General features: G+C 62.2%; 20 protein-coding genes. 8 read left to right on the top strand and 12 right to left on the bottom strand.

Going from position 1 to position 19532, the window contains the following annotated elements:
• Nucleotides 1-2 precede the first annotated feature (2 nt).
• On the bottom strand, nt 3-962 hold the full coding sequence (gene cbpA / locus KHO53_RS13225) for a curved DNA-binding protein (protein WP_010221645.1): 960 nt from the start codon (nt 960-962) through the stop codon (nt 3-5).
• A 160-nt stretch (nt 963-1122) separates the two neighbouring features.
• Here cbpA and KHO53_RS13220 point away from each other — a divergent pair, with 160 nt between their 5' ends.
• Nucleotides 1123-2388 (top strand): Hsp70 family protein, encoded by a 1266-nt coding sequence (locus KHO53_RS13220; protein WP_213570383.1) that lies wholly within the window; start codon nt 1123-1125, stop codon nt 2386-2388.
• Nucleotides 2389-2445: 57 nt separating this feature from the next.
• On the opposite strand, the gene KHO53_RS13215 is transcribed toward KHO53_RS13220, so the two are convergent.
• On the bottom strand, nt 2446-3453 hold the full coding sequence (locus KHO53_RS13215) for an AI-2E family transporter (RefSeq protein ID WP_010221643.1): 1008 nt from the start codon (nt 3451-3453) through the stop codon (nt 2446-2448).
• 219 nt (nt 3454-3672) lie between these two features.
• On the opposite strand from KHO53_RS13215, the gene KHO53_RS13210 reads away from it, so the two are divergent.
• Nucleotides 3673-4587 (top strand): hypothetical protein, encoded by a 915-nt coding sequence (locus KHO53_RS13210; RefSeq protein WP_213570382.1) that lies wholly within the window; start codon nt 3673-3675, stop codon nt 4585-4587.
• Here KHO53_RS13210 and KHO53_RS13205 read toward each other — a convergent pair.
• The 3 genes from KHO53_RS13205 to KHO53_RS13195 form a co-directional block, all read right to left on the bottom strand.
• Nucleotides 4569-4979, bottom strand: a complete 411-nt coding sequence (locus tag KHO53_RS13205) for a hypothetical protein (RefSeq protein WP_213570381.1) — start codon at nt 4977-4979, stop codon at nt 4569-4571. The genes KHO53_RS13210 and KHO53_RS13205 overlap by 19 nt on opposite strands.
• A 111-nt stretch (nt 4980-5090) precedes the next feature.
• Complete coding sequence (locus KHO53_RS13200; protein WP_010221640.1) at nt 5091-5372, bottom strand: PsiF family protein; 282 nt, start codon at nt 5370-5372, stop codon at nt 5091-5093.
• A gap of 62 nt (nt 5373-5434) precedes the next feature.
• The gene (locus KHO53_RS13195; RefSeq protein ID WP_010221639.1) at nt 5435-6241 is read right to left on the bottom strand and encodes an AraC family transcriptional regulator; all 807 of its coding nucleotides are present in this window, start codon (nt 6239-6241) and stop codon (nt 5435-5437) included.
• 98 nt (nt 6242-6339) lie between these two features.
• On the opposite strand from KHO53_RS13195, the gene KHO53_RS13190 reads away from it, so the two are divergent.
• Nucleotides 6340-7233, top strand: coding sequence for a DMT family transporter (locus KHO53_RS13190; RefSeq protein ID WP_213570380.1), 894 nt, complete (start codon nt 6340-6342; stop codon nt 7231-7233).
• On the opposite strand, the gene KHO53_RS13185 is transcribed toward KHO53_RS13190, so the two are convergent.
• Nucleotides 7214-8104, bottom strand: coding sequence for a lipase family alpha/beta hydrolase (locus KHO53_RS13185; protein ID WP_213570379.1), 891 nt, complete (start codon nt 8102-8104; stop codon nt 7214-7216). The two genes, KHO53_RS13190 and KHO53_RS13185, sit on opposite strands and share 20 nt — an antisense overlap.
• Nucleotides 8105-8227: 123 nt before the next feature.
• Between KHO53_RS13185 and osmE the strand changes: the two genes are divergently transcribed.
• Both osmE and KHO53_RS13175 read left to right on the top strand, forming a co-directional pair.
• Nucleotides 8228-8581: an osmotically-inducible lipoprotein OsmE gene (osmE, locus tag KHO53_RS13180; protein ID WP_100782903.1), complete on the top strand. Its 354-nt coding sequence runs from the start codon at nt 8228-8230 to the stop codon at nt 8579-8581.
• Between the two features lie 90 nt (nt 8582-8671).
• A complete protein-coding gene (locus KHO53_RS13175) occupies nt 8672-9202 on the top strand; it encodes a ferritin-like domain-containing protein (RefSeq protein ID WP_010221634.1) in 531 nt (176 codons plus the stop codon).
• A 44-nt stretch (nt 9203-9246) separates the two neighbouring features.
• On the opposite strand, the gene KHO53_RS13170 is transcribed toward KHO53_RS13175, so the two are convergent.
• Entirely contained in the window at nt 9247-11307 is a 2061-nt protein-coding gene (locus tag KHO53_RS13170) for an AsmA family protein (RefSeq protein ID WP_010221633.1), read from the bottom strand.
• A gap of 341 nt (nt 11308-11648) precedes the next feature.
• Between KHO53_RS13170 and KHO53_RS13165 the strand changes: the two genes are divergently transcribed.
• The 3 genes from KHO53_RS13165 to KHO53_RS13155 all read left to right on the top strand — a co-directional run bounded on the left by KHO53_RS13165 (nt 11649) and on the right by KHO53_RS13155 (nt 14101).
• Nucleotides 11649-12050 (top strand): hypothetical protein, encoded by a 402-nt coding sequence (locus tag KHO53_RS13165; RefSeq protein ID WP_010221632.1) that lies wholly within the window; start codon nt 11649-11651, stop codon nt 12048-12050.
• Between the two features lie 134 nt (nt 12051-12184).
• Entirely contained in the window at nt 12185-12814 is a 630-nt protein-coding gene (locus KHO53_RS13160) for a TetR family transcriptional regulator (RefSeq protein WP_010221631.1), read from the top strand.
• A gap of 177 nt (nt 12815-12991) precedes the next feature.
• On the top strand, nt 12992-14101 hold the full coding sequence (locus KHO53_RS13155; RefSeq protein WP_036995515.1) for an AGE family epimerase/isomerase: 1110 nt from the start codon (nt 12992-12994) through the stop codon (nt 14099-14101).
• Between the two features lie 84 nt (nt 14102-14185).
• On the opposite strand, the gene KHO53_RS13150 is transcribed toward KHO53_RS13155, so the two are convergent.
• The 5 genes from KHO53_RS13150 to KHO53_RS13130 form a co-directional block, all read right to left on the bottom strand.
• Complete coding sequence (locus KHO53_RS13150) at nt 14186-14953, bottom strand: SDR family oxidoreductase (protein WP_010221629.1); 768 nt, start codon at nt 14951-14953, stop codon at nt 14186-14188.
• Between the two features lie 678 nt (nt 14954-15631).
• On the bottom strand, nt 15632-16348 hold the full coding sequence (locus KHO53_RS13145; RefSeq protein WP_010221628.1) for an ABC transporter ATP-binding protein: 717 nt from the start codon (nt 16346-16348) through the stop codon (nt 15632-15634).
• Complete coding sequence (locus tag KHO53_RS13140) at nt 16345-17220, bottom strand: ABC transporter ATP-binding protein (protein WP_010221627.1); 876 nt, start codon at nt 17218-17220, stop codon at nt 16345-16347. The genes KHO53_RS13145 and KHO53_RS13140 overlap by 4 nt, the downstream gene beginning before the upstream one ends.
• Entirely contained in the window at nt 17217-18500 is a 1284-nt protein-coding gene (gene livM / locus KHO53_RS13135) for a high-affinity branched-chain amino acid ABC transporter permease LivM (RefSeq protein WP_010221626.1), read from the bottom strand. Before livM ends, KHO53_RS13140 begins: the two co-directional genes overlap by 4 nt.
• Before the next feature lie 2 nt (nt 18501-18502).
• Complete coding sequence (locus tag KHO53_RS13130) at nt 18503-19417, bottom strand: ABC transporter permease subunit (protein ID WP_010221625.1); 915 nt, start codon at nt 19415-19417, stop codon at nt 18503-18505.
• Between the last annotated feature and the right edge of the window lie 115 nt (nt 19418-19532).

Below are 19532 nucleotides of genomic sequence, written 5' to 3'. Positions count from 1 at the left end.
GATCAGCTACTCCATTGTGTCCTCGGGTTGAATGCGGCCTTTTCCGACAACTTGGTCCACAGCTCGCGGGCGGCGGCATCGGACTGGCTCGGCATCACCACTTTCAATTGCGCGAACAGGTCGCCGCGCTGGCCGTGCTTGTTGCCCAGGCCCATGCCCTTGATCCGCAGGCGCTGACCGTTCTGGCTGTCCGGACGGATGGTCAAGTTGACCTTGCCGGTCAGGGTCGGCATCGCCACCTTGGTGCCCAGCGCGGCCTCCCACGGTGCCAGCGGCACGGTGATGATCAGGTCATGACCTTCGACATCGAACAGCGGATGCGGTGCCATGCGAATGGTCAGGAACAAGTCGCCATTGGCCCCGCCACCGACGCCCGGTGCGCCCTGGCCCTTGAGGCGGATCTTCTCGCCGTCGCTGACGCCGGCCGGGATCTTCACGTTCAGGGTCTTGGTGGTAAAGCCGGTGCGCTGACCACTGGCGTTGTGCTGCGGCACCTGGAAGCTGATCTGCTTGGACTCGCTGGACAGGGTCTCTTCAAGGAAAATCGCCAGTTCCATTTCCACGTCTTGCCCCCGCCGTCCGGCACTGCGTTGCTGGCCGCGGCCAAATGGATTGCCATTGCCACCGCGCGAACCGAAGATCGAGCTGAAGAAATCGGAAAAATCGCCACCGTCACCAAAGCCGCCAGCACCTGCCGAACCGCGGCTTTGCCAGCCTGGCGGGCCCTGGAACGGCCGGCCGTGCTGGCCGTATTTGCGCAGTTCGTCGTACTCGGCGCGTTTTTCCGGGCTGCTCAGGGCTTCATAGGCCTCGTTGGCCTCCTTGAATTTCTCCTCGGCGTCACGCTCTTTGCTGACGTCGGGGTGATACTTGCGCGCGAGCTTGCGGTAGGCGGTCTTGATCGCCTTGTCATCCGCCGTCGGCTCTACGCCAAGAATCTTGTAATAGTCTTTGAAGTCCATCTAAGGAATCACCATGGGTTAATCGAATGCTTGTGTAGATTGGGGTCAAGCATAGCCTTTCAAGGTGCCCATGGGTTTGCTGCAAAGCAGATAATCGGTCTTGATTCTGCTGACGGCTGGCATAAACTGCGCGGCCGTTTTTCCCCCGGAAGTACAACCCATGAGTGACGCATCCCCGGCCCATGCCTGCGGCATCGACTTTGGCACCTCCAACTCCACCGTCGGCTGGCACCGCCCGGGCGTGGAGTCGTTGATCGCCCTGGAAGACGGCAAGATCACCCTGCCGTCGGTGGTCTTCTTCAACATCGAGGAGCGCCGCCCGGTGTATGGCCGCCTGGCCCTGCACGAATACCTCGAAGGCTATGAAGGCCGCCTGATGCGCTCGCTCAAGAGCCTGCTGGGTTCCAAGCTGATCAAGCACGACACCAGCGTGCTGGGTATCGCGCTGCCGTTCAAGGACCTGCTGGGCATGTTCATCGGCGAACTGAAAAAGCGCGCCGAAGCCAATGCCGGCCGGGCCTTCGACGAGGTCGTACTGGGCCGCCCGGTGCATTTCGTCGATGACGACCAGGCCGCCGACCAGGAAGCCGAAGACACCCTGGCGCAAGTCGCGAAGAAGATCGGTTTCAAGCACGTGTCGTTTCAGTACGAACCCATTGCCGCGGCCTTTGACTATGAGTCGAACATCCAGGGCGAAGAGCTGGTGCTGATCGTCGACATCGGCGGGGGTACTTCGGACTTCTCCCTGGTGCGCCTGGCCCCCGAGCGGCACATGCTCGATGACCGCCAGCAGGACATCCTCGCCACCGGTGGCGTGCACATCGGCGGTACCGACTTCGACAAGCAGCTGAGCCTGCAGGGCGTGATGCCGCTGTTCGGCTACGGCAGCCGGATGAAAAGCGGTGCCTTCATGCCCACCAGCCACCACATGAACCTGGCCACCTGGCACACCATCAACTCGGTGTACTCGCAAAAATCCCAGCTGGCCCTGGGCAGCATGCGCTACGACATCGAAGACACCGACGGCATCGACCGCCTGTTCAAGCTGATCGAACAGCGCGCCGGGCACTGGCTGGCGATGGAAGTGGAAGAAACCAAGATCGAGCTGACCCACAACGAGCGCCGCCTGGTCGACCTCAAGCGGGTCGAGCCGGGCCTCAGCGTCGAGCTGAGCCGGGCGCTGTTCGAGGAGTCGATCGACAACCTGCTCGAGCGCGTGCGCGGCAGTGTCAGCGAGTTGCTGGTCAAGGCCGGCGTCGGCGTCGCGCAGGTCGACACGGTGTTCTTCACCGGCGGTTCCAGCGGCATCCCGGCCTTGCGCCAGAGCGTGGCGGCGATGCTGCCCAATGCCCGCCATGTCGAAGGCAACATCTTCGGCAGCATTGGCAGCGGCTTGGCGATCGAGGCGCGCAAGCGTTACGGTTGAGATAGCCGGGGCCGCGTTGCGGCCCTTTCGCCGGCAACGCCGGCGCTAGCCTTCAGTTCACACCAGCTCTTGCTGGCGCAACTCACTCTTCAGGTAGGCGTAGTAAATCGGCCCCGCCACCACCCCCGGCAAGCCGAACGCCGCCTCGCATACCAGCATCGCCAGCAGCAATTCCCACGACTTGGCACTGATCTGCCCGCCGACGATCCGCGCGTTGAGGAAGTACTCGACCTTGTGGATAACGATCAGGTAACCGAGCGCCGCCATCGCCACCCAGATCGACAACGACAGGCCGACGATGGTGATCAGGGTGTTGGACATCAGGTTGCCGATCACCGGCAGCAAGCCGAGCAAGAAGGTCAGCACGATCAGGGTCTTGGTCAGCGGCAGGTGCACGCCGAACAGCGGCAGTACCACGGCAAGGAAGATGCCGGTGAAGAAGGTGTTGAGCAGGGAAATCTTGATCTGCGCGAAGACAATGTTGCGAAACGCCTGCACTAAAAGCGCCAGACGGTTGAACAACGCCGCCGCCAGAGGCTTGCGCTTGGAGATGTCGGGGATGCGCTGCAGGGCGACAATGGCGCCGAGGATCATGCCGATCAGCAGGGTGACGAACATGTGCGCCGCGCCCTTGCCCACCAGTTGCAGCTCACCCAGGTGGGTCTTGAGCCATTCGCCGATGGCCACTTTGAACTCCGAGGCGCTGGCCGGCAGGTAGGCATCGATGAACGGCGGCAACTGCCCGCGGGCCTGGTCGACCAACAGCATGAACTTGTCCAGGGATGCCCCGGGGTTTTCCGCTTCATGCAGCAAGAAACTGATGGCGCCGGCGAACAGCAGGGTCAGGGTGCTGACCACCAGGGTGCCGAGCAACGCCACCGCCAGCCAACGCGCCCGTTGCCCGGCAATCAGGTGCTGCAGTTTGGGGGTGAGCATGTTGACCAGTTCGAACACCAGCAGACCGGCCAGCAGGCTCGGCAACAACTTGAGCGGCAACACCAGCAACAGGCCGGAGAAGACGATGATCCAACTGGCCAGGGTGATCTGGCGCGGAGTAAAGGTCATACAACCTCGAAAGGCGACGGCATGGAAAACCGGCAGTCTGCCAGCCTTCGCCCGGCAGGCATAGTGGCATGCAGCGGCACTGCGGCTGGCAATGCCGTTGTGATGTTTCTATGATTGCCGCCCCCCGATGGAATGGTGGCGTCTCGCAGCGCATTCGCAGGTAAGCGAAACAGGAGTCCCTCTGTGCCTTCCCACCTTCAAGGCAAAGAGCTCCAGACCATGTGCAAACTGCTTGTCCTGCTTCCGCTGATGCTGCTTGGCGGCTGTTCGGAAGATTTCGCCACCCTGCATTTCGCGCAGCCGGTAAGCGCCTACTATGGCGACCTCAGGCCGCAATACGGCGATGACCTGTACCAGGCCATCCTGGCACTGAAAATCGATCCAAAAGACATCGAGGTCGAGCTTGACGATGACCACCGGCAGAACTTGCTGATCAACGTCTCACGCTCGCTCGATGCCGGTAAGCGCCAAGCCCTGCGCGAGTTGTTCGATGAAATTCCCCGGGCTCGCGCCGCCGCTTCCTGGGAAGTCGATGTCACCCTTGAACCGCACGCGCCGGGCGCCAGGTTCGACGGTTTAAGCGAGGCGGTCAAAAGCATCCAGGGGCCAGTCACCCTGCAGCTCAAGCTTGGCAATCGTATCGAAGCGCTTTCCAGTGCCACGCTGCGCGAGCGCACGCTTGCCGCCGAGAACAACAGTGAAGTGTCGAGCATCATCACCTGTCACGTGCTGGCCGAGGTGTCCGGTGGCCCATTCAAGTTCAGGTCGATCGTGCAGCGCGACGATGGCCCACCGGAACGCGCGCAGGTCATTATCGAGTACGCGCCGATGCATTTCGCCCAACTGCCGGCACGCTTCGACTTCAAGGACCCGACCCTGCGGGAGAGAATTCACAACGGCCAGGTCAAGGCCTGGCAAGCCGAGGGGACGCCGCAGCGCAGCCCGTGGCGCCCCTTCGAGATCGGCTCGCTGGGCAAGCAGAGCCTGAACTTGAATCCGGGCAAGGACCTGCGTATCGGCATGCTCCAGGGCGACTGCCGGGACCTGGCCAACCGCGCCGGCCGGCCATTCTCGCTGTTTCTCGGCGAGGGCCTGGACCGGCTCGAGTCGGTGACTTACGCCGCCGACGACTGAAGCTGGTCGCGAAAGGCTTCAGCGTTCTCGACATTGAAGCGGCTGAGGCGGTGCGCGCCGCTGAAGTCAACGATCAGGCGATTGCACAGCAACAGGTTCTGCACCTTGACCTCGGTGATCTCCTCCACTGGCACCGACACCCGGTACTGCTTGCCGTCGAAATAGTGCACCTTGCCCTCTTCCAGGCTCAGGCTGGTGGCAATTTCCTTGCCGCAGACCATGTTGAACAGGGCGGTGACCGACAACAGGGTCAGCAGGCTGAAAAAGGCCAGGTCACTGCCGTCGATCCAGTAGTTGATCGTGGCAATCGAGTAGAGGAAAAACGCTGCGGCAAAGAACGCCGAGCAGCCGAGCAACAGATGCTGGCGCGAGAAGTTGAAGTCCGTTTTCATGAAGATCCTGGCGATGAAGTGTGCAGGATGAACCACCCTGCCCGGGCCGCGGATCATAGGGGGGTGGCGACAGGCTCGCAAGGATCTCGGGCCTGCCGCCAGCAGCAGACGTTACTTTTTCTTCAGGCAGTCGCTCATGTAGGCCTTGCGCTCATCGCCCTTGAGCGCCTTGGTGGTGGCGTCGGCGTTGCAGGTTTTCATTTTCTCCTGCTGGGTCGCCGGCTTGGCTTTCAGGCAGTCGCTCATGAACGCCTTGCGCTCGTCACCCTTGAGCGCCTTGGTGGTGGCATCGGCATTACAGGTTTTCATTTTTTCCTGTTGCGCCGTGGCGGCAAATCCTTGGGAACACATCAGCAAACCCAGCAACAGCAACGGCACACGCACCATCTTCATGGCGTTTTCTCCTGGTCGCCGCGCACCACGCGCAGCTCTGGCGAGAGTGTAGACAAATATGGTTACAAACCTCCAGCACGCGGCTCTTCGGCCCGCGCTTGCCGCCGGTATTGCTCGGGCGTGCAGTGGGCCTGGCGCTGGAACATGGCGATGAAGGCCGAGGCGCTGCTGTAGCCCAGGTCGAAGGCAATCTGCTGAATCGGCAGGTTCTGTTCCAGCGCCTCGATGGCGCGCAAAAAGCGCAGGCGCAGGCGCCACTCGCCAAAGCTCATGCCCAGCTCGCGGATGAACTGGCGGGCCAGGGTGCGTTCGCTGACATGCAGGCTGGCGGCCCAATGGCCGAGCGGGCGATTGTCACCGGGCTGGGCATGCAGGGCCTGCAGCACCTCGCTCAGGCCGGCGCTGCGCGCGTATGGCAGGTAGCAGGTCTGGGTCGGTGCGCGGCGTAACTGGTCGACCAGCACCTGGGCCAGACGCTGGTCGGCCTGATCCTGCGCCACCTTGACGTCACGGGCGGCGAAGTCGCCGAGGATGGCCTTGAGGATCTCGCTGATCACCAGGGTGCAGGGGGCATCAGGCAGGCCCTGGCACAGCTCGCGATCCAGATAGACCGAGCGATAGACAATGGCCTGCGGGTTGTAGCAGCTGTGCTCGGTATCCGGCGGCACCCACACCGCATAGTGCGGTGGCGAGATGAAGCGCTGGCCGTCGATCTCCAGGTGCATGATGCCATGGGCCGCATAGTTGAGCTGGCCCCAGGCGTGCCGGTGCGCGGCGCTGTGGGTGTCGGCGCCGAATTCGTCGTAACGAAAGTACACCGGGGCCGGCAAGACCTCGAATTGCGGGATTTCTACGTACTTTATCGCCATGCTGTCTGGATCTATGCGCAGGTTGTCTGGATGCAAGTATAAGCAACAGGACAGACAAGCGGATAATGGCCGCCTGTTCCCTCAAGAGTTTCTGTTTCATGAATTATGCGTTTCCGTTGCTGGCGATCTTCATCTGGGCCGGCAATACCGTGGTCACCAAGATGTCTGCCGGGGCGATCTTCCCGGCCGAAATCGGCTTCTATCGCTGGCTGCTGGCAGGCCTGTTGTTCACCCCGTTCCTGCTGCGCCCGGTGCTGCGCAACTGGGCGGCCATTGGCCCGAACCTGGGCAAGGTCTTCATCCTCGGCGTATTGGGCATGGCGGTGTACCAGAGCCTGGCCTACTTCGCCGCCGCCATCACCAGCGCCACCAACATGGGCATCATCCTTTCGCTGATGCCGCTGATGTCCCTGGCCCTGGCGATCATCAGCCTCGGTCAGCGGCTGACCATCGGCGCGCTGATCGGGGCGCTGGTGTCGTTCATCGGTGTGCTGGTGGTGGTGTCGGCGGGCGATCTGGCGGTGCTGGCGCAACACGGGGTCAACGGCGGCGATGCGCTGATGCTGATCGCCACCCTGGCCTACGCGGTGTACAGCACCCTGCTGAAAAAGTGGCAGCTGCGTATCCCGCCGTTGCAACTGCTGTACCTGCAGGTGCTGGTGGCGATCATCGTATTGCTCCCGCTGTTCCTGTTCTCGGCAAAGACCGGCCTGGGCGCGGGCAACATCGGCCTGGTGATCTATGCCTGCGTTCTGGCCTCGATGATCGCGCCGCTGGCCTGGATGCAGGCGGTCAGCCGCCTGGGCCCGAGCCGCACGACCCTGTTCTTCAACCTGTTGCCAGCGGTGACGGCGGTGATCGCCGCCGGGGTGCTGGGTGAGCAACTGGCCCTTTATCACCTGGTGGGCGGGGTCTTGACCCTGGTCGGGGTGATCCTTGCCGAACGCCGGAAAACACCCCTGCGCCGCGCGACTATAGCCCCGCAGCCTTGAGCCTGGCGGCATGCTCGGTGAACAGCCGCACCGGCTCCGCGCCCTTGCCCACCGCCCCTAGCGACTGGTTGACGATGTCCAGGTGATCGAGCGGATAGTCATCACCGATCACCTGGCCCAGGTGCGAACTGAAGCGCCCGACCATACCGTCACACTGGCCCTTTTCCCGCACGAACGTGCGGGCGAACAGGCGGCAAAAGCGGTTGCTGCCGTCCAGGCGGTTGAGGCCGCGGTCGGTCCGCCCCGGTTGCAGGGTGCCGGACCAGGAGTAGTAACGCACACCATTGACCTCGGCCGGGCCCTCACCGCCCCAGGTGGTTGGCAGGCCCTGTGGATAAGCCTGGTTGAACAACGCCACCCCGGCGCTGGTCAGGGAGTGGTGCGAAGCGTGCACGTCGATCGGCAGTTTCGGCCCACGCCAGCCAGTCTCCAGCCAGCCCATCAACACCCCCAAGCCATGCAACAGTGCTGTGAGCAGGCGGCCACGAACAGAATCGGCCGGGTAGTGTTCGAACAGGTAATCGGCCAGTTCCGAGCCATGGTTGGGGCCGGCGATCGAGGTAACCGAGGCAACCCATTCCGGCCGCTTGGCCGCAGCGTAGCGCGCGGTCAGGGCGCCCTGGCTGTGGCCCATCAGGTTGACCTTGTCGGCCCCTGTACGCTGGCGAATACCTTCGATGATCAACAGCAACTGCTCGCCGCGCACCTCACTCGAGTTGAGCGCTGACACCTGCACGGCAAACACCTTGGCGCCGCCCCGGCGCAACGCCGAAACGATACCGAACCAGTAGGGATACAACAGCAAGCGAACAAACCCGAGCATGCCCGGCACCAACACCAGTGGATAACGCGTGGCGAGCCCTTGGGCCATGGCTGCATTCCCCGTTCCGTGGACAGTCGGCCAACCCTACAGGCAATTCGATGGCAATCGCAATCGAACTCCCGCCGCTCGCTGGGGTTCCAAGCCAATAGACCCTCAGCAAGGAGCTCAACCATGTACAAACATATCCTGGCCATTCTGCTGACCACCGCCACCCTGGCCGCCTGCGGCAGCCGTCCTGAGAACCCGGTGGACTACGTCACCTACCACGAGGAACCGCTGGTCAAACAGGTCGAGAACGGCATGACCATGCAGCGGGTGATCGCCATTGGCGGCAGCCCGTCGACGGTGATCGACCTGCCCCACGGCGGCACCTGCAACAACTACATCCTCAACCGTGACGGCAAGCAGCAGGCCTACTACGTACGCTTCGATGCCACTGGCCATGTCGACGCCAAGGGCTTCAAGACCTGCGAACAGCGTCAGGTCGATGACGATGCCGTCGAGAAGGCCAAGGCCAAGCTATAAAACTTTTCCGCCTGCCGGGGACTCACAGCTTAAGTAACCAGCGCGCCGACAGAGCGTGAAGATCTATCCATTTTCAGCCTGGAGATGATGATGAGCAACGTTGAACTGACCGATGTTAAAACCTTGCGTGAACGCGCCCGCCAGCATGTCGAGCAGGGCGCGGTGACCGAGGGCTACAGCGCCGACCGGGAGAAAATCCTGCGCCTGCTCAACGAGTCGCTGGCCACCGAGTGGGTCTGCGCCCTGCGCTACAAGCGCCACTACTACATGGCCAGCGGGATCAAGGCCAGTGTCGCCGCCGACGAGTTCCTCGAGCACGCCACCCAGGAGCTGGAGCACGCCGACAAGCTGGCCGAGCGCATTGTCCAGCTGGGCGGCGAACCGGACCTGAACCCGGACAACCTGAGCAAGAACTCCCATGCCCAGTACGTCGCCGGCAGCAACCTCAAGGAAATGGTCCTGGAAGACCTGATCGCCGAGCGGATCGCCATCGACAGCTACCGCGAGATCATCCAGTACATCGGCGAGAGCGACCCGACCACCCGGCGCATCTTCGAAGACATCCTGGCCCAGGAAGAAGAGCACGCCGACGACATGGCGGATTTGCTGCAAGGCCTCTGATCACCTCCCGCCAAAGGGCCGCGAAGCGGCCCCGCCCCTCACAATTACCCCGCCTTCACCGCCCGCGGTGCCTTGCCAGCCTTCATCTGCTCCAGCAACGGCGTGCACTGGTTGGGTACATCGCCACTTGGCGCAATCAACGCCAGCAAACCGGCTGCCGGGCCGGCAACCACGCCCAACGCCACCATCCCCGCCCCCCGCAGCGCTAGCGGCAGCGCCTGCACGCCAGCACTGGGCTTGGCAAACGGCCCGCGCACATACAGCGGCGAGCGCAACGAGAACAGGCGCACGCCCTTGGACTCGGGGTTAATCTTCAGGTCCAGCTGCTCGCTGGCAAAGTTGGCCGTGCCATCGATGTAGACGATCGCGTTCTCGGTGTCGAAGACGAACACCCGGGTCGTGGCCAGGCCATCCTTGATACCGAAATCGGCCGCCGCGCAGTTGATCTTCACTTCCTTGTCGCCAAACAGCTTGCCGACCACGTAGTTGCCGACGTTGAGCCCGGCGATCTCCATCAGTCCGCGGCTGATCGCACCATCGTTGATGAGCATTTTCAGGTCGCCATTGGCGGTGGCCAGCAAGGCCGCGACCGAGTTGCCGAGCCCGCTGATGTCGGCGTCGCCATTGAGCTCGCCGAAGCTGGTCTTCATCGGCTCGAAGGTCGGGAACAGTTGCTTGAGCTTGAAGTTGCGCGCACTCAATTGCGCCCTGCCCTGCAGCGGCACGCTGCGGCCATCGAGGCGCACCTGGGCGTCGAGCTTGCCGCCGGCGATGCCAAAGCGCAGCGGCTCCAGGCGCAGCACACCGTCATCGAGGACGAAGTGGCTGGACAGGTCAGTGAACGGCAACTCGGCACTGTGCACGATGCGTTTGCCGCTGAAGGTCACGTCGGCGTCCATGGTCCGCCAGCGTTCGGTACGAAACTCCTCGACCGGCAACACCTTGCCCGCCGGTTGCTTGCTGGCACCGCCGCGGGCTTTCTGCTGGGCGTTGGAGTCAGCGCCGATCAGCGGCGCCAGGTCCTTGAATAACAACTGGTTGGACACCAGCTTGCCGGTCAGCTTGGGCCTCGGTTGGCTGGCGACGAACGCCAGGTCGCCATGGATATCGCTGTCGCCGATCTTGCCATTGAAGCCTTCATAGCGAAATACCGCGCCGCCCGGTTCATGCAGCTTGGCGGTCAGATGACCGTCGGTGGCGTAGGGCGGCGAATCAGGCAGGGTCACGCCGGTCAGCGGATACAGGTTACCGAGGCTCGCGCCCGACAGCCGCAGGCGCAGGTCGAGGGCACCGAGGTTGCGCGGGTCGGTCAGGGTGCCAGCGACGGCGATGCGGGTATCACCAATGGCCATGTCTGCCTGCAGTGGGAACGGCTGCGAGGCGTCCTGCAGGGCCAGCAAACCGCCGATCTTGCCGGTACCGGCCAATGTCTGGCCTTTATAGCGACCCTTGACCATGAGGCCGAAGGCGTAGTCCTGGGCACTGCCGGCCTTCTGCGCTGAAGCCTTGCCGACGATGTCGCTGAACGGAATCGGTTTGCCCAGCGGGTCGATCAGTACGTCCAGACGGGTTTTCAAGGTCTGGTCATCAACACTGACCTGGCCCTTGTCGAAGCCGATGGCGCCGATGTCCAGCACCCACTCCGATGGTTGGGCCTGCTCATCCTTGGGGCCGAAGTCGAAGGTCCAGTTGGCACGACCGTCGGCCAGACGCTTGAGGCTGGCGGTCGGCTGGTTGAGGTCGATGCGCGGAATGACGATCCGCTGCACCAGCAGCGGCAGCGGCGCCAGGCGGAACTCGACGCGCTTGAGGCCGACCATCTGTGGCTCCTTGAGCCAGTCCGGGTTGCCCAGGGTCAGGTCTTCGGCGATGAAATGCGGCCATGGCAACCAGGCGCGCCAACCACCCTGCTCCAGCTCGCGCTGCCAGCGCACCGTCAGGTTACCGTTGATAGCGAAGGGCCGGTGCAGCGCTTCGGAGACCTTGGCATTGAGGGTGGGCTTGACCCGGTTCCAGTCGAACGTGGCGATGACGATCACCAGTACGGCCAGGACCAGCAGCAGGCTGGCGAGGGTCCAGGTGATGAGTTTGGCGGGGCGCGTCATTGCACGATTCTCCTGATGACTGCATGGCAAAAAGCGGGCGCGTTGATGGCACTTATCTCTTCGGACTGATGAAAAGCCGAGGGGTTTAATGGATCAGCCATGATATCGAGGTTTTTTCTGACCTCTCTCTCAACTTTTGTTGATCGTTACCCCATCCGCCAGCCCCGCCAACGGCCTCAGCAGCGCTGCTCATCGCGCCGTAACCAGCTAGCTAGAGCGGTCGCGGTAAAACATCAATTCCGTTGATTGTTACCATTATCTTTATGAACTTTTATCTGGCGTGTCCCGGCGTAGCATTGGCTCCGTACCCACTTTCCAGCCCCGCCGAGGAGCACCGAATCATGAAACGCCAATTACTGCTGAGCCTGTCCCTGTCCATTCTGGCCGCCAACGCCTTTGCCGTTCCCGCCGCCGACCAAGCCCTGAGCGCCGAATCGCGCTCGAGCTCGACGGTGATTTCGCAGCCACTGAACCCGCTGGCTGAAGGCGGTTCGGATCGCGTACTGGAACGCAACAACCGTGTCGCTGAAGGCGGTTCCGATCGCGTACTGGAGCGTAACAACCGTGTCGCCGAAGGCGGCGCCGATCGCCTGAATGACCGGGTCAAAGTTGCCGAGGGTGGCTCTGATCGCCTGAAACAGTATTACAAAGTAGCCGAAGGTGGTTCTGACCGTCTGAAAGCACGCTTCGAGGTCGCAGAAGGTGGCGCTGATCGCCTGATCGAAATCCAACGCGCGAGCTGAAGCCTATGCCAGACAACAAGACTCACCAATACTGTAGCGGCTCCCCTCCCAGCCCGGTCCATTGACCGGGCTTTGTTTTTCCGGCGCCAGCCTATTAGAGTGCAGGGCTGTTTCACTGCCTGCCGATACTTGCCATGCTGCCGCGCGCCGAACAAAAGCAACAGACCCGCCACGCCCTGCTGGATGCCGCCCGCCACCTGATGGAAAGCGGTCGAGGTTTCGGCAGCATCAGCCTGCGCGAAGTGGCGAAAACCGCAGGTATCGTCCCGACCGGCTTTTACCGGCATTTCTCCGACATGGACCAACTGGGCCTGGCCCTGGTCAATGAAGTCGGCGAAACCTTTCGCCAGACCATCCGCCTGGTACGCCAGAACGAATTCGAGCTCGGCGGCATCACCGACGCCTCGGTGCGGATCTTTCTCGATGTGGTAGCGGCCAACCGCGCCCAGTTTCTGTTCCTGGCCCGCGAGCAATATGGCGGTTCGCAACCGGTGCGCCAGGCCATCGGTACCTTGCGTCAAGGCATCAGCTCGGACCTGGCTACCGACCTTGCGCGTATGCCGCGTTGGCAGCACCTGGACGCCGCAGCCCTGGCGGTGATGGCCGACCTGGTGGTGAAAACCGTGTTCGCCACCCTGCCGGAACTGATCGATGAGCCGAGCGACAATACCGCCGTGCCAATCAGCGCCCAGGAAAAAATCACCCAGCAGCTGCGCTTCATCTTTGTCGGCGCCAAGCACTGGCAGGGGCTCAGCACCCTGTAGGCAGTCTGTTCTGGGGCTGCTTCGCAGCCCATCGCCGGCAAGGCCGGCTCCCACAGAGATCACTGCCCCCACCGAAGTCCTGTGGGAGCTGGCCTTGCCAGCGATGAGGCCGGCAAAGTCCCCGCCGTTTCCTGCTACCATTGCGCGCAAACGCACTGACCGCGACGAACTTTCTCCATGCCCGACCTTCGTACTGCCCAGCCTCAACTGCCCGCCCTGCTCGCCGAGGTCCAGGCGCACTTTGCCCAGCGCATCGTGCCGCTGTGGCAAGGCCCGGGCTGGAATGCAGAGATGGCCCTGCCCTTCGAAGCCCTCGACTCGCAGCAGCAGCCATTGCCTGCGCAGCGCTACCGGGCCATGGCCTGCGCGCGCCAGCTGTACCTGTTCAGCAGCCGCATCGAGCAGCCCGGCGCCAGCGAGCGCGCCGCGGCTCTGTTTCGCTCGTTGCAGCGGCACTTCCATGATGCCGAACACGGCGGCTGGTTCTACAGTATCGATGCCCAGGGCAAGCCGCTGGACCGGCGCAAGGACCTCTACACCCACGCCTTTATCGTCTTCGCCTGCGCGCATTACTGGGGCAAGGTTCGCGAGCCACTGGTCGAATCGACCCTCAATGCCGCGCTGGAAGTGGTGGCCGTGCAGTTCGCCCGCGATGACGGCCTGTACGAAGCGAGCCTTGGCGAAGATTGGTCGGACCTGGCCAGCGGCCCGCTGCAAAACCCGCTGATGCACCTGGCCGAAGCCTTCCTTGCCACCCTGGCAGTGCGTGACGATGAAGCCGTTCAACACGCGCTGGAAACCCTGGCAGCGGCCATGCAGATGCACTTCATCGATCCCGATCACGGGGTGATGCTGGAAAAACCGCGCGGCGCTGTGGATAACTGGTTCGAACCGGGTCACCAGTTCGAATGGTTCTACTTGCTGGAGTCTTCGCCGCGGCTACGCGGTGGTGAGTTGCATGGATCGCTCAGCCGGGCATTCACCTATGCCGAGCAATGCGGGGTGAAGGACACCGCGGTGCTGGCAATGCTCAGCGCCGATGGCCAGGTGCGCGACGCTACCCAGCGCATCTGGGCCCAGGCTGAATACCTGCGCGCCCTGACCTTGCGCCCGGAGAGCGCCGCCACGGTGCTGGCCCAGCTCAAGGCGCTGCAACAGAACTTCCTGCATGCCGGTGGCTGGTATGAGTGCCGGGATGCCAGTGGCAAGGTCAGCCGCTTCGATATGCCATCGACTACGCCTTACCATCTGGCGACGTGCCTGGAAGGCTTGCAGCGTCAGGTCTGACGCTATCGCCGGCAAGACCGGCTCCCACAACGGCCCTGGTGGCCTGAACCCCCTGTGGGAGCTGGCTTGCCAGCGATTAGGCCCTCACGCCTTGCCCGAACGATCGATAGAGAAACCCGCCCACGCCTGACTGACCGGCATCAGCTCAAGGCTGTTGATGTTGATGTGCGCCGGCTGGTTCATGATCCAGAAGATGGTCTCGGCGATATCCTGCGGCTGGATTGGCTCGGCCCCGGCATAGGTGGCGTCGTAACGCGCCTGGTCGCCACCGAAACGCACCAGCGAGAACTCGCTCTCGCACAGGCCCGGCTCGATGTTGCTCACCCGCACGCCAGTGCCCTGCAGGTCGCAGCGCAGGCTCAACGAGAACTGCCCGACGAACGCCTTGGTGCCGCCATACACGTGGCTACCCGGGTACGGATAGTTACCGGCCACCGAGCCGACGTTGAGGATGGTCGCACCACGGCCATGGGCGATCAGCCGTGGCAGCAGCAGGCGGGTGCTGTACATCAGGCCCTTGATGTTGGTGTCGACCATGGTTTCCCAGTCATCCAGATCACACTTGGGCGCCGGGTCCGCGCCCAGGGCCAGGCCTGCGTTGTTGATCAGCCCGCGCAGCTTGGCGAACGACGGCGGCAGGTTGGCGATGGCTTCTTCCATGGCCTTGCGGTCACGCACATCAAGCACCAGGCCGTGCACTTCGGTCAGCTGGGACAGCTCGGCGCACAGCGCTTGCAGGCGCTCCTGACGGCGACCGGTGAGCACCAGCGACCAGCCGGCTTCAGCAAAACGACGGGCGCAGGCTTCACCGAAGCCGGATGTTGCGCCAGTGATGAAAACGGTAGAGGTCATGCGGGTCTCCTTGATGAGGCTGATCACAGGGTTTTCAGCATGCCCACCATCGCATCCGGCAGCAAGCCATTCGGTTTACTGTACAAAAATCGATCAAACCTTGGAAAGGCCCGGTATAGAAGGCCTGCGGCAAACTTTGCTCATCTTATCCACAAGCCCTTCCACAAAATCCGGGGGCAACTTGAAAACCCTGAAAGCCATGTAATCCGGGCCTTGCGCAAGTATTTTCCTTGACCTTGGGCGCTGGCCTTGACCTCAGGGCCGTGGCGCGCGCTCACGGCGCGGATTTCCATGATGGCTCCAGGCCTGTAACTACGCTGTGTACGTCGATCTTTCCAAGGCTTGCCCACAGAGTTATCCACAGGCATTTGGAGCCCGTTAATCGCTATTTGCACTAAGGACAAAACACTTGACAAACCCTGATGCGAACGCCGGAAAAAAACCTGATCAAAAAACAACCACAAGCCTGAAGGCCTTGTAAATAAAGGCCTACAGCAAGCTGCACCCAAGTTACCCACAGTCGCTTCCACACCAATGGTGGACAACTCAAAAGCTGATAAAACAGCCAGTTAAAGCGACTTTCTGTCGCGCCCAAAAGAACGTTACCGCAAGGTTTTCCACAAAACTGTGGACAAAAAAAGACGCCCCGTCAGGCGGGGCGCTTTTTCCAGCTACAGATCAGTGCCCGCCCAGATAAGCGTTACGCACCTCCTCGTTGACCAACAGCTCCTGGCCAGTGCCAGTCATGCGGATATGGCCGTTGACCATCACATACGCGCGGTCCGAGAGCTTCAGCGCATGGTTGGCGTTCTGCTCCACCAGGAAGATGGTCATGCCGGTCTGCGCCAGCTCGCGCAAGGTGGCGAAGATCTGCTTGACCACGATCGGCGCCAGGCCCAGCGACGGCTCATCGAGCAGCAGCAACTTGGGACGGCTCATCAGCGCCCGGGCGATGGCGAGCATTTGCTGCTCGCCGCCGGACATGGTCATGGCGCGCTGGTTGCGCCGCTCCTTGAGCCGTGGGAACAGCTCGAACATGCGCTGCATGTCCTCGCTGGCGAACGTGTCGCCAATGGGGATGGTGCCCATCATCAGGTTCTCTTCCACCGACATGTCGGGGAACACCCGCCGGCCTTCCGGCGACTGGGCGATGCCGTTGGAGGCGATATAGTGCGAAGACTTGTGGGTAATGTCGGTGCCACGGTAGACGATCTGCCCGGCCGCCGCTCGCGGCTGGCCAAAGATCGACATCAGCAGGGTCGACTTGCCGGCACCGTTGGAGCCGATCAGGCTCACCGTTTCACCTTCATCGATGTGCAGCGAGACTTTTTTCAGGGCCTGGATCGGCCCGTAAAACACGTCGATCTCTTTCAGTTCGAGGATCGCTGTACTCATACCAGTTCCTCTTCATCGGCGCCCAGGTAAGCGGCAATCACCGTCGGGTTGTGACGGATGTCCTGTGGCGCGCCTTCGGCGATCAGTTTGCCGTGGTCGAGCACCACGATATGGTCGGAAATACTCATGACCATGCCCATGTCGTGCTCGATCAGCACCACGGTCAGGTCATGCTCGTCGCGCAGTACACGGATCATCTTGCTCAGCGCTTCGGTTTCCTGCGGGTTGAGGCCGGCGGCCGGTTCGTCCAGGCAAATGATTTGCGGGCGCGTGCACATGGCCCGGGCAATCTCCAGGCGACGTTGCTGCCCGTACGACAGCTCACCGGCCAGGCGGTTGGCACAGTCGACCAGGTCGACCACTTCCAGCCAGTAGAAGGCATGGTCCAGGGCATCGCTTTCGGCCTTGCGGTAGCCCTTGGTGTTGAGCACGCCAGCCAACAGGTTGCGGTTGACCCACATGTGCTGGGCTACCAGCAGGTTCTCGACCACCGACATTTCCCGAAACAGGCGAATATTCTGGAAAGTCCGCGCCAGGCCCGCGCGGTTGACCAGGTGGGTGCCGCCGAACATCTTGTAGTGCAGGCGGTTGATGAAGCGCTTGGGCGAGACGAAATCGCCCAGCCGGAAGCGCTCGCCCAACAGCTGGATCACGTTGGTGCGGGTGCCGCGCAGGTTCAGTTCGATGTTGCCGCCACTGGCTTTGTAGAAGCCGGTCAGGCAGTTGAACACCGTAGTCTTACCCGCACCGTTGGGGCCGATCAGGGCGAAGATGGAGTTGCGCTTGACCTTCAGGCTGACGTCACTGAGCGCCTTGATCCCGCCAAACTGCATCATCAGGTTGTCGACCGAGAGAATCACCTCATCGCTCATGGCGCTACTCCTTTACGCGGGACTACACCGGTACGGCTGATGCGAATCAGGCCGCGCGGTCTCCAGATCATCATCAGCACCATCAGCACGCCGAACAGCAGCACCCGGTACTCGGAGAAACTGCGCAGCAGCTCGGGCGCCACGGTCAGCACGAACGCCGCGATCACCACACCGACCGTCGAGCCCATGCCGCCGAGCACAACGATGGCGAGGATCAGCGCCGACTCGAAGAAGGTGAACGACGACGGGTTGACGAAGCCCTGGTAGCTGGCAAAAAACACCCCGGCAAGGCCGGCGGTGGAGGCGCCGAGAGTGAAGGCCGAGAGTTTCACCAGCACATGGTTCAAGCCCATGGAACGGCAAGCGATCTCGTCTTCGCGCAGTGCTTCCCAGGCGCGACCGACCGGCATGCGGGTCAAACGGTGCTTGATGTACAGCACCGCCAGCACCACCAGGAACAGCACGATGTAAATGAACAGGAATTTCAGGTTGGGGTTGTAATCAACGCCGAAGAACTCGTGGAACGGCACCCCGCCGTCCTTGGCCCGCCGGCCAAACTCCAGGCCCATGAAGGTTGGCGAAGGCACCGGCATGCCGTTGGGACCACCGGTGAACGACAGCCAGTTGTTGAGCACCAGACGGATGATTTCACCAAAGCCCAGCGTCACGATGGCCAGGTAGTCACCATGCATCCTCAGCACCGGGAAGCCCAATATGCACCCGGCCAGCGCCGCGGCCAGCGCCGCCAGCGGCAACACGGTCCAGAAGCCCAGCCCCAGGTACTGGTAACCCAGCGCCAGGCCATAGGCGCCGATGGCATAGAAGGCCACGTAGCCCAGGTCGAGCAGCCCCGCCAGACCGACCACGATGTTCAGGCCCAGGCCCAGCAGCACGTAGATCAGGCCGAGGATGACCACGGTGAGCAAGTACTTGTTGGCGAAGAACGGAAAGACGATGGCAATCACGATCAGTGCCGGGATGATCCAGCGCAGCCGCGACTTGTAGTCCGGCGCCAGCACGTGCACGCCGGAACCACTGCCCTCGAAGCCCTGGAGGATCGACTGGCCCTTGGGCGTCTGCAGGAACAGGCTGAGGATAAAGCGCCCGGCCATCACCCCGGCCACCAGCCAGGCAACACGGGTGGGTTCCAGGTTGAAACTGTAGCCGTCGAGCACCACGCCGACGATGGGCCCGAACACGATCAGGGAAATCAGCCCGGCGAGAATCGCATCGATCAGGCTGCGCTTGATATCGAATGTAGTTGTTTTGGCAGCAGACATACTTACACCTTCGCCACGAGTGGGCGACCCAGCAGGCCTTGGGGACGGAAGATCAGGATCAGCACCAGCAGCGAGAAACTGAACACGTCTTTGTAGTCGGAGTTGATCAGCCCGGAGAACAGCGACTCGGAAATACCGAGGATGATCCCGCCGAGCATGGCGCCCGGTAACGAGCCGATGCCACCGAGCACCGCGGCGGTGAAGGCCTTGATGCCGATGATGAAGCCGGCATAGAAGTCGAAGGTGCCGTAGTTCATGGTGATCAGTACGCCGGCCAGGGCCGCCATTACCGCACCGATGACGAACACATAGGAGATCACCCGGTCGGTGTTGATACCCAGGATCGAGGCCATCTTGCGATCCTGCTGGGTGGCCCGGCACATGCGCCCAAGCTTGGTGAACTTGATGATGTAGGTGAGTGCGGCCATGCCGACGAAGGCAGCCACCAGGATGAAGATCTTGGTGTAGGTCAGTTGGACGAAACCGGTGCCCACCTCGACGCGCCAGGCGCCTTCGAGCAGGGTCGGTACGCCTTGCTGGCGTGCGCCCTGGCTGATCTGCGCGTAGTTCTGCAGGATCAGCGAGATACCGATGGCACTGATCAGCGGTGCCAGGCGGGTGGAGTTGCGCAGGGGTTTGTAGGCAATGCGTTCGATGGTCCAGCCGTAGACTCCAGTGACCACCACCGTGAAGATCAGCGTCCCGAGCATCAGCAAGGGGAAGGATTCGATACCGAAATACGCCAGCAATGCCAGGCTGATTGCCGCCAGATACGCGGAAATCATATACACCTCGCCGTGCGCGAAGTTGATCATGCCGATGATGCCATAGACCATTGTGTAGCCGATGGCGATCAGGCCATAGACAGACCCGAGGGTCAGCCCATTGACCAGTTGCTGCAGGAAAATACCATCCATAACGCAATCTCACGTATTTGAGATTGCACAAGCGCCGACTACGGTGAGCCCTGGATGAAGCGGCTCTCGCAGCGCAGGGTTGTGCAGATCTACGAGAAAAGACAGGTACGGCGCA

Source organism: Pseudomonas sp. RC2C2 (genome assembly GCF_018390435.1).
In the GTDB taxonomy this organism is placed as follows: domain Bacteria; phylum Pseudomonadota; class Gammaproteobacteria; order Pseudomonadales; family Pseudomonadaceae; genus Aquipseudomonas; species Aquipseudomonas donghuensis.
The sequence above is the reverse complement of the archived record's forward strand: the minus strand, read 5'-3'. Positions and strand labels throughout refer to the sequence as shown.

Bases quoted from the DNA above. Each gene is read 5' to 3' on its own strand.
- cbpA (WP_010221645.1), bottom strand. From the start codon at position 962: ATGGACTTCAAAGACTATTACAAGATTCTTGGCGTAGAGCCGACGGCG.
- KHO53_RS13220 (WP_213570383.1), top strand. From the start codon at position 1,123: ATGAGTGACGCATCCCCGGCCCATGCCTGCGGCATCGACTTTGGCACC.
- KHO53_RS13215 (WP_010221643.1), bottom strand. From the start codon at position 3,453: ATGACCTTTACTCCGCGCCAGATCACCCTGGCCAGTTGGATCATCGTC.
- KHO53_RS13210 (WP_213570382.1), top strand. From the start codon at position 3,673: ATGTGCAAACTGCTTGTCCTGCTTCCGCTGATGCTGCTTGGCGGCTGT.
- KHO53_RS13205 (WP_213570381.1), bottom strand. From the start codon at position 4,979: ATGAAAACGGACTTCAACTTCTCGCGCCAGCATCTGTTGCTCGGCTGC.
- KHO53_RS13200 (WP_010221640.1), bottom strand. From the start codon at position 5,372: ATGAAGATGGTGCGTGTGCCGTTGCTGTTGCTGGGTTTGCTGATGTGT.
- KHO53_RS13195 (WP_010221639.1), bottom strand. From the start codon at position 6,241: ATGGCGATAAAGTACGTAGAAATCCCGCAATTCGAGGTCTTGCCGGCC.
- KHO53_RS13190 (WP_213570380.1), top strand. From the start codon at position 6,340: ATGAATTATGCGTTTCCGTTGCTGGCGATCTTCATCTGGGCCGGCAAT.
- KHO53_RS13185 (WP_213570379.1), bottom strand. From the start codon at position 8,104: ATGGCCCAAGGGCTCGCCACGCGTTATCCACTGGTGTTGGTGCCGGGC.
- osmE (WP_100782903.1), top strand. From the start codon at position 8,228: ATGTACAAACATATCCTGGCCATTCTGCTGACCACCGCCACCCTGGCC.
- KHO53_RS13175 (WP_010221634.1), top strand. From the start codon at position 8,672: ATGAGCAACGTTGAACTGACCGATGTTAAAACCTTGCGTGAACGCGCC.
- KHO53_RS13170 (WP_010221633.1), bottom strand. From the start codon at position 11,307: ATGACGCGCCCCGCCAAACTCATCACCTGGACCCTCGCCAGCCTGCTG.
- KHO53_RS13165 (WP_010221632.1), top strand. From the start codon at position 11,649: ATGAAACGCCAATTACTGCTGAGCCTGTCCCTGTCCATTCTGGCCGCC.
- KHO53_RS13160 (WP_010221631.1), top strand. From the start codon at position 12,185: ATGCTGCCGCGCGCCGAACAAAAGCAACAGACCCGCCACGCCCTGCTG.
- KHO53_RS13155 (WP_036995515.1), top strand. From the start codon at position 12,992: ATGCCCGACCTTCGTACTGCCCAGCCTCAACTGCCCGCCCTGCTCGCC.
- KHO53_RS13150 (WP_010221629.1), bottom strand. From the start codon at position 14,953: ATGACCTCTACCGTTTTCATCACTGGCGCAACATCCGGCTTCGGTGAA.
- KHO53_RS13145 (WP_010221628.1), bottom strand. From the start codon at position 16,348: ATGAGTACAGCGATCCTCGAACTGAAAGAGATCGACGTGTTTTACGGG.
- KHO53_RS13140 (WP_010221627.1), bottom strand. From the start codon at position 17,220: ATGAGCGATGAGGTGATTCTCTCGGTCGACAACCTGATGATGCAGTTT.
- livM (WP_010221626.1), bottom strand. From the start codon at position 18,500: ATGTCTGCTGCCAAAACAACTACATTCGATATCAAGCGCAGCCTGATC.
- KHO53_RS13130 (WP_010221625.1), bottom strand. From the start codon at position 19,417: ATGGATGGTATTTTCCTGCAGCAACTGGTCAATGGGCTGACCCTCGGG.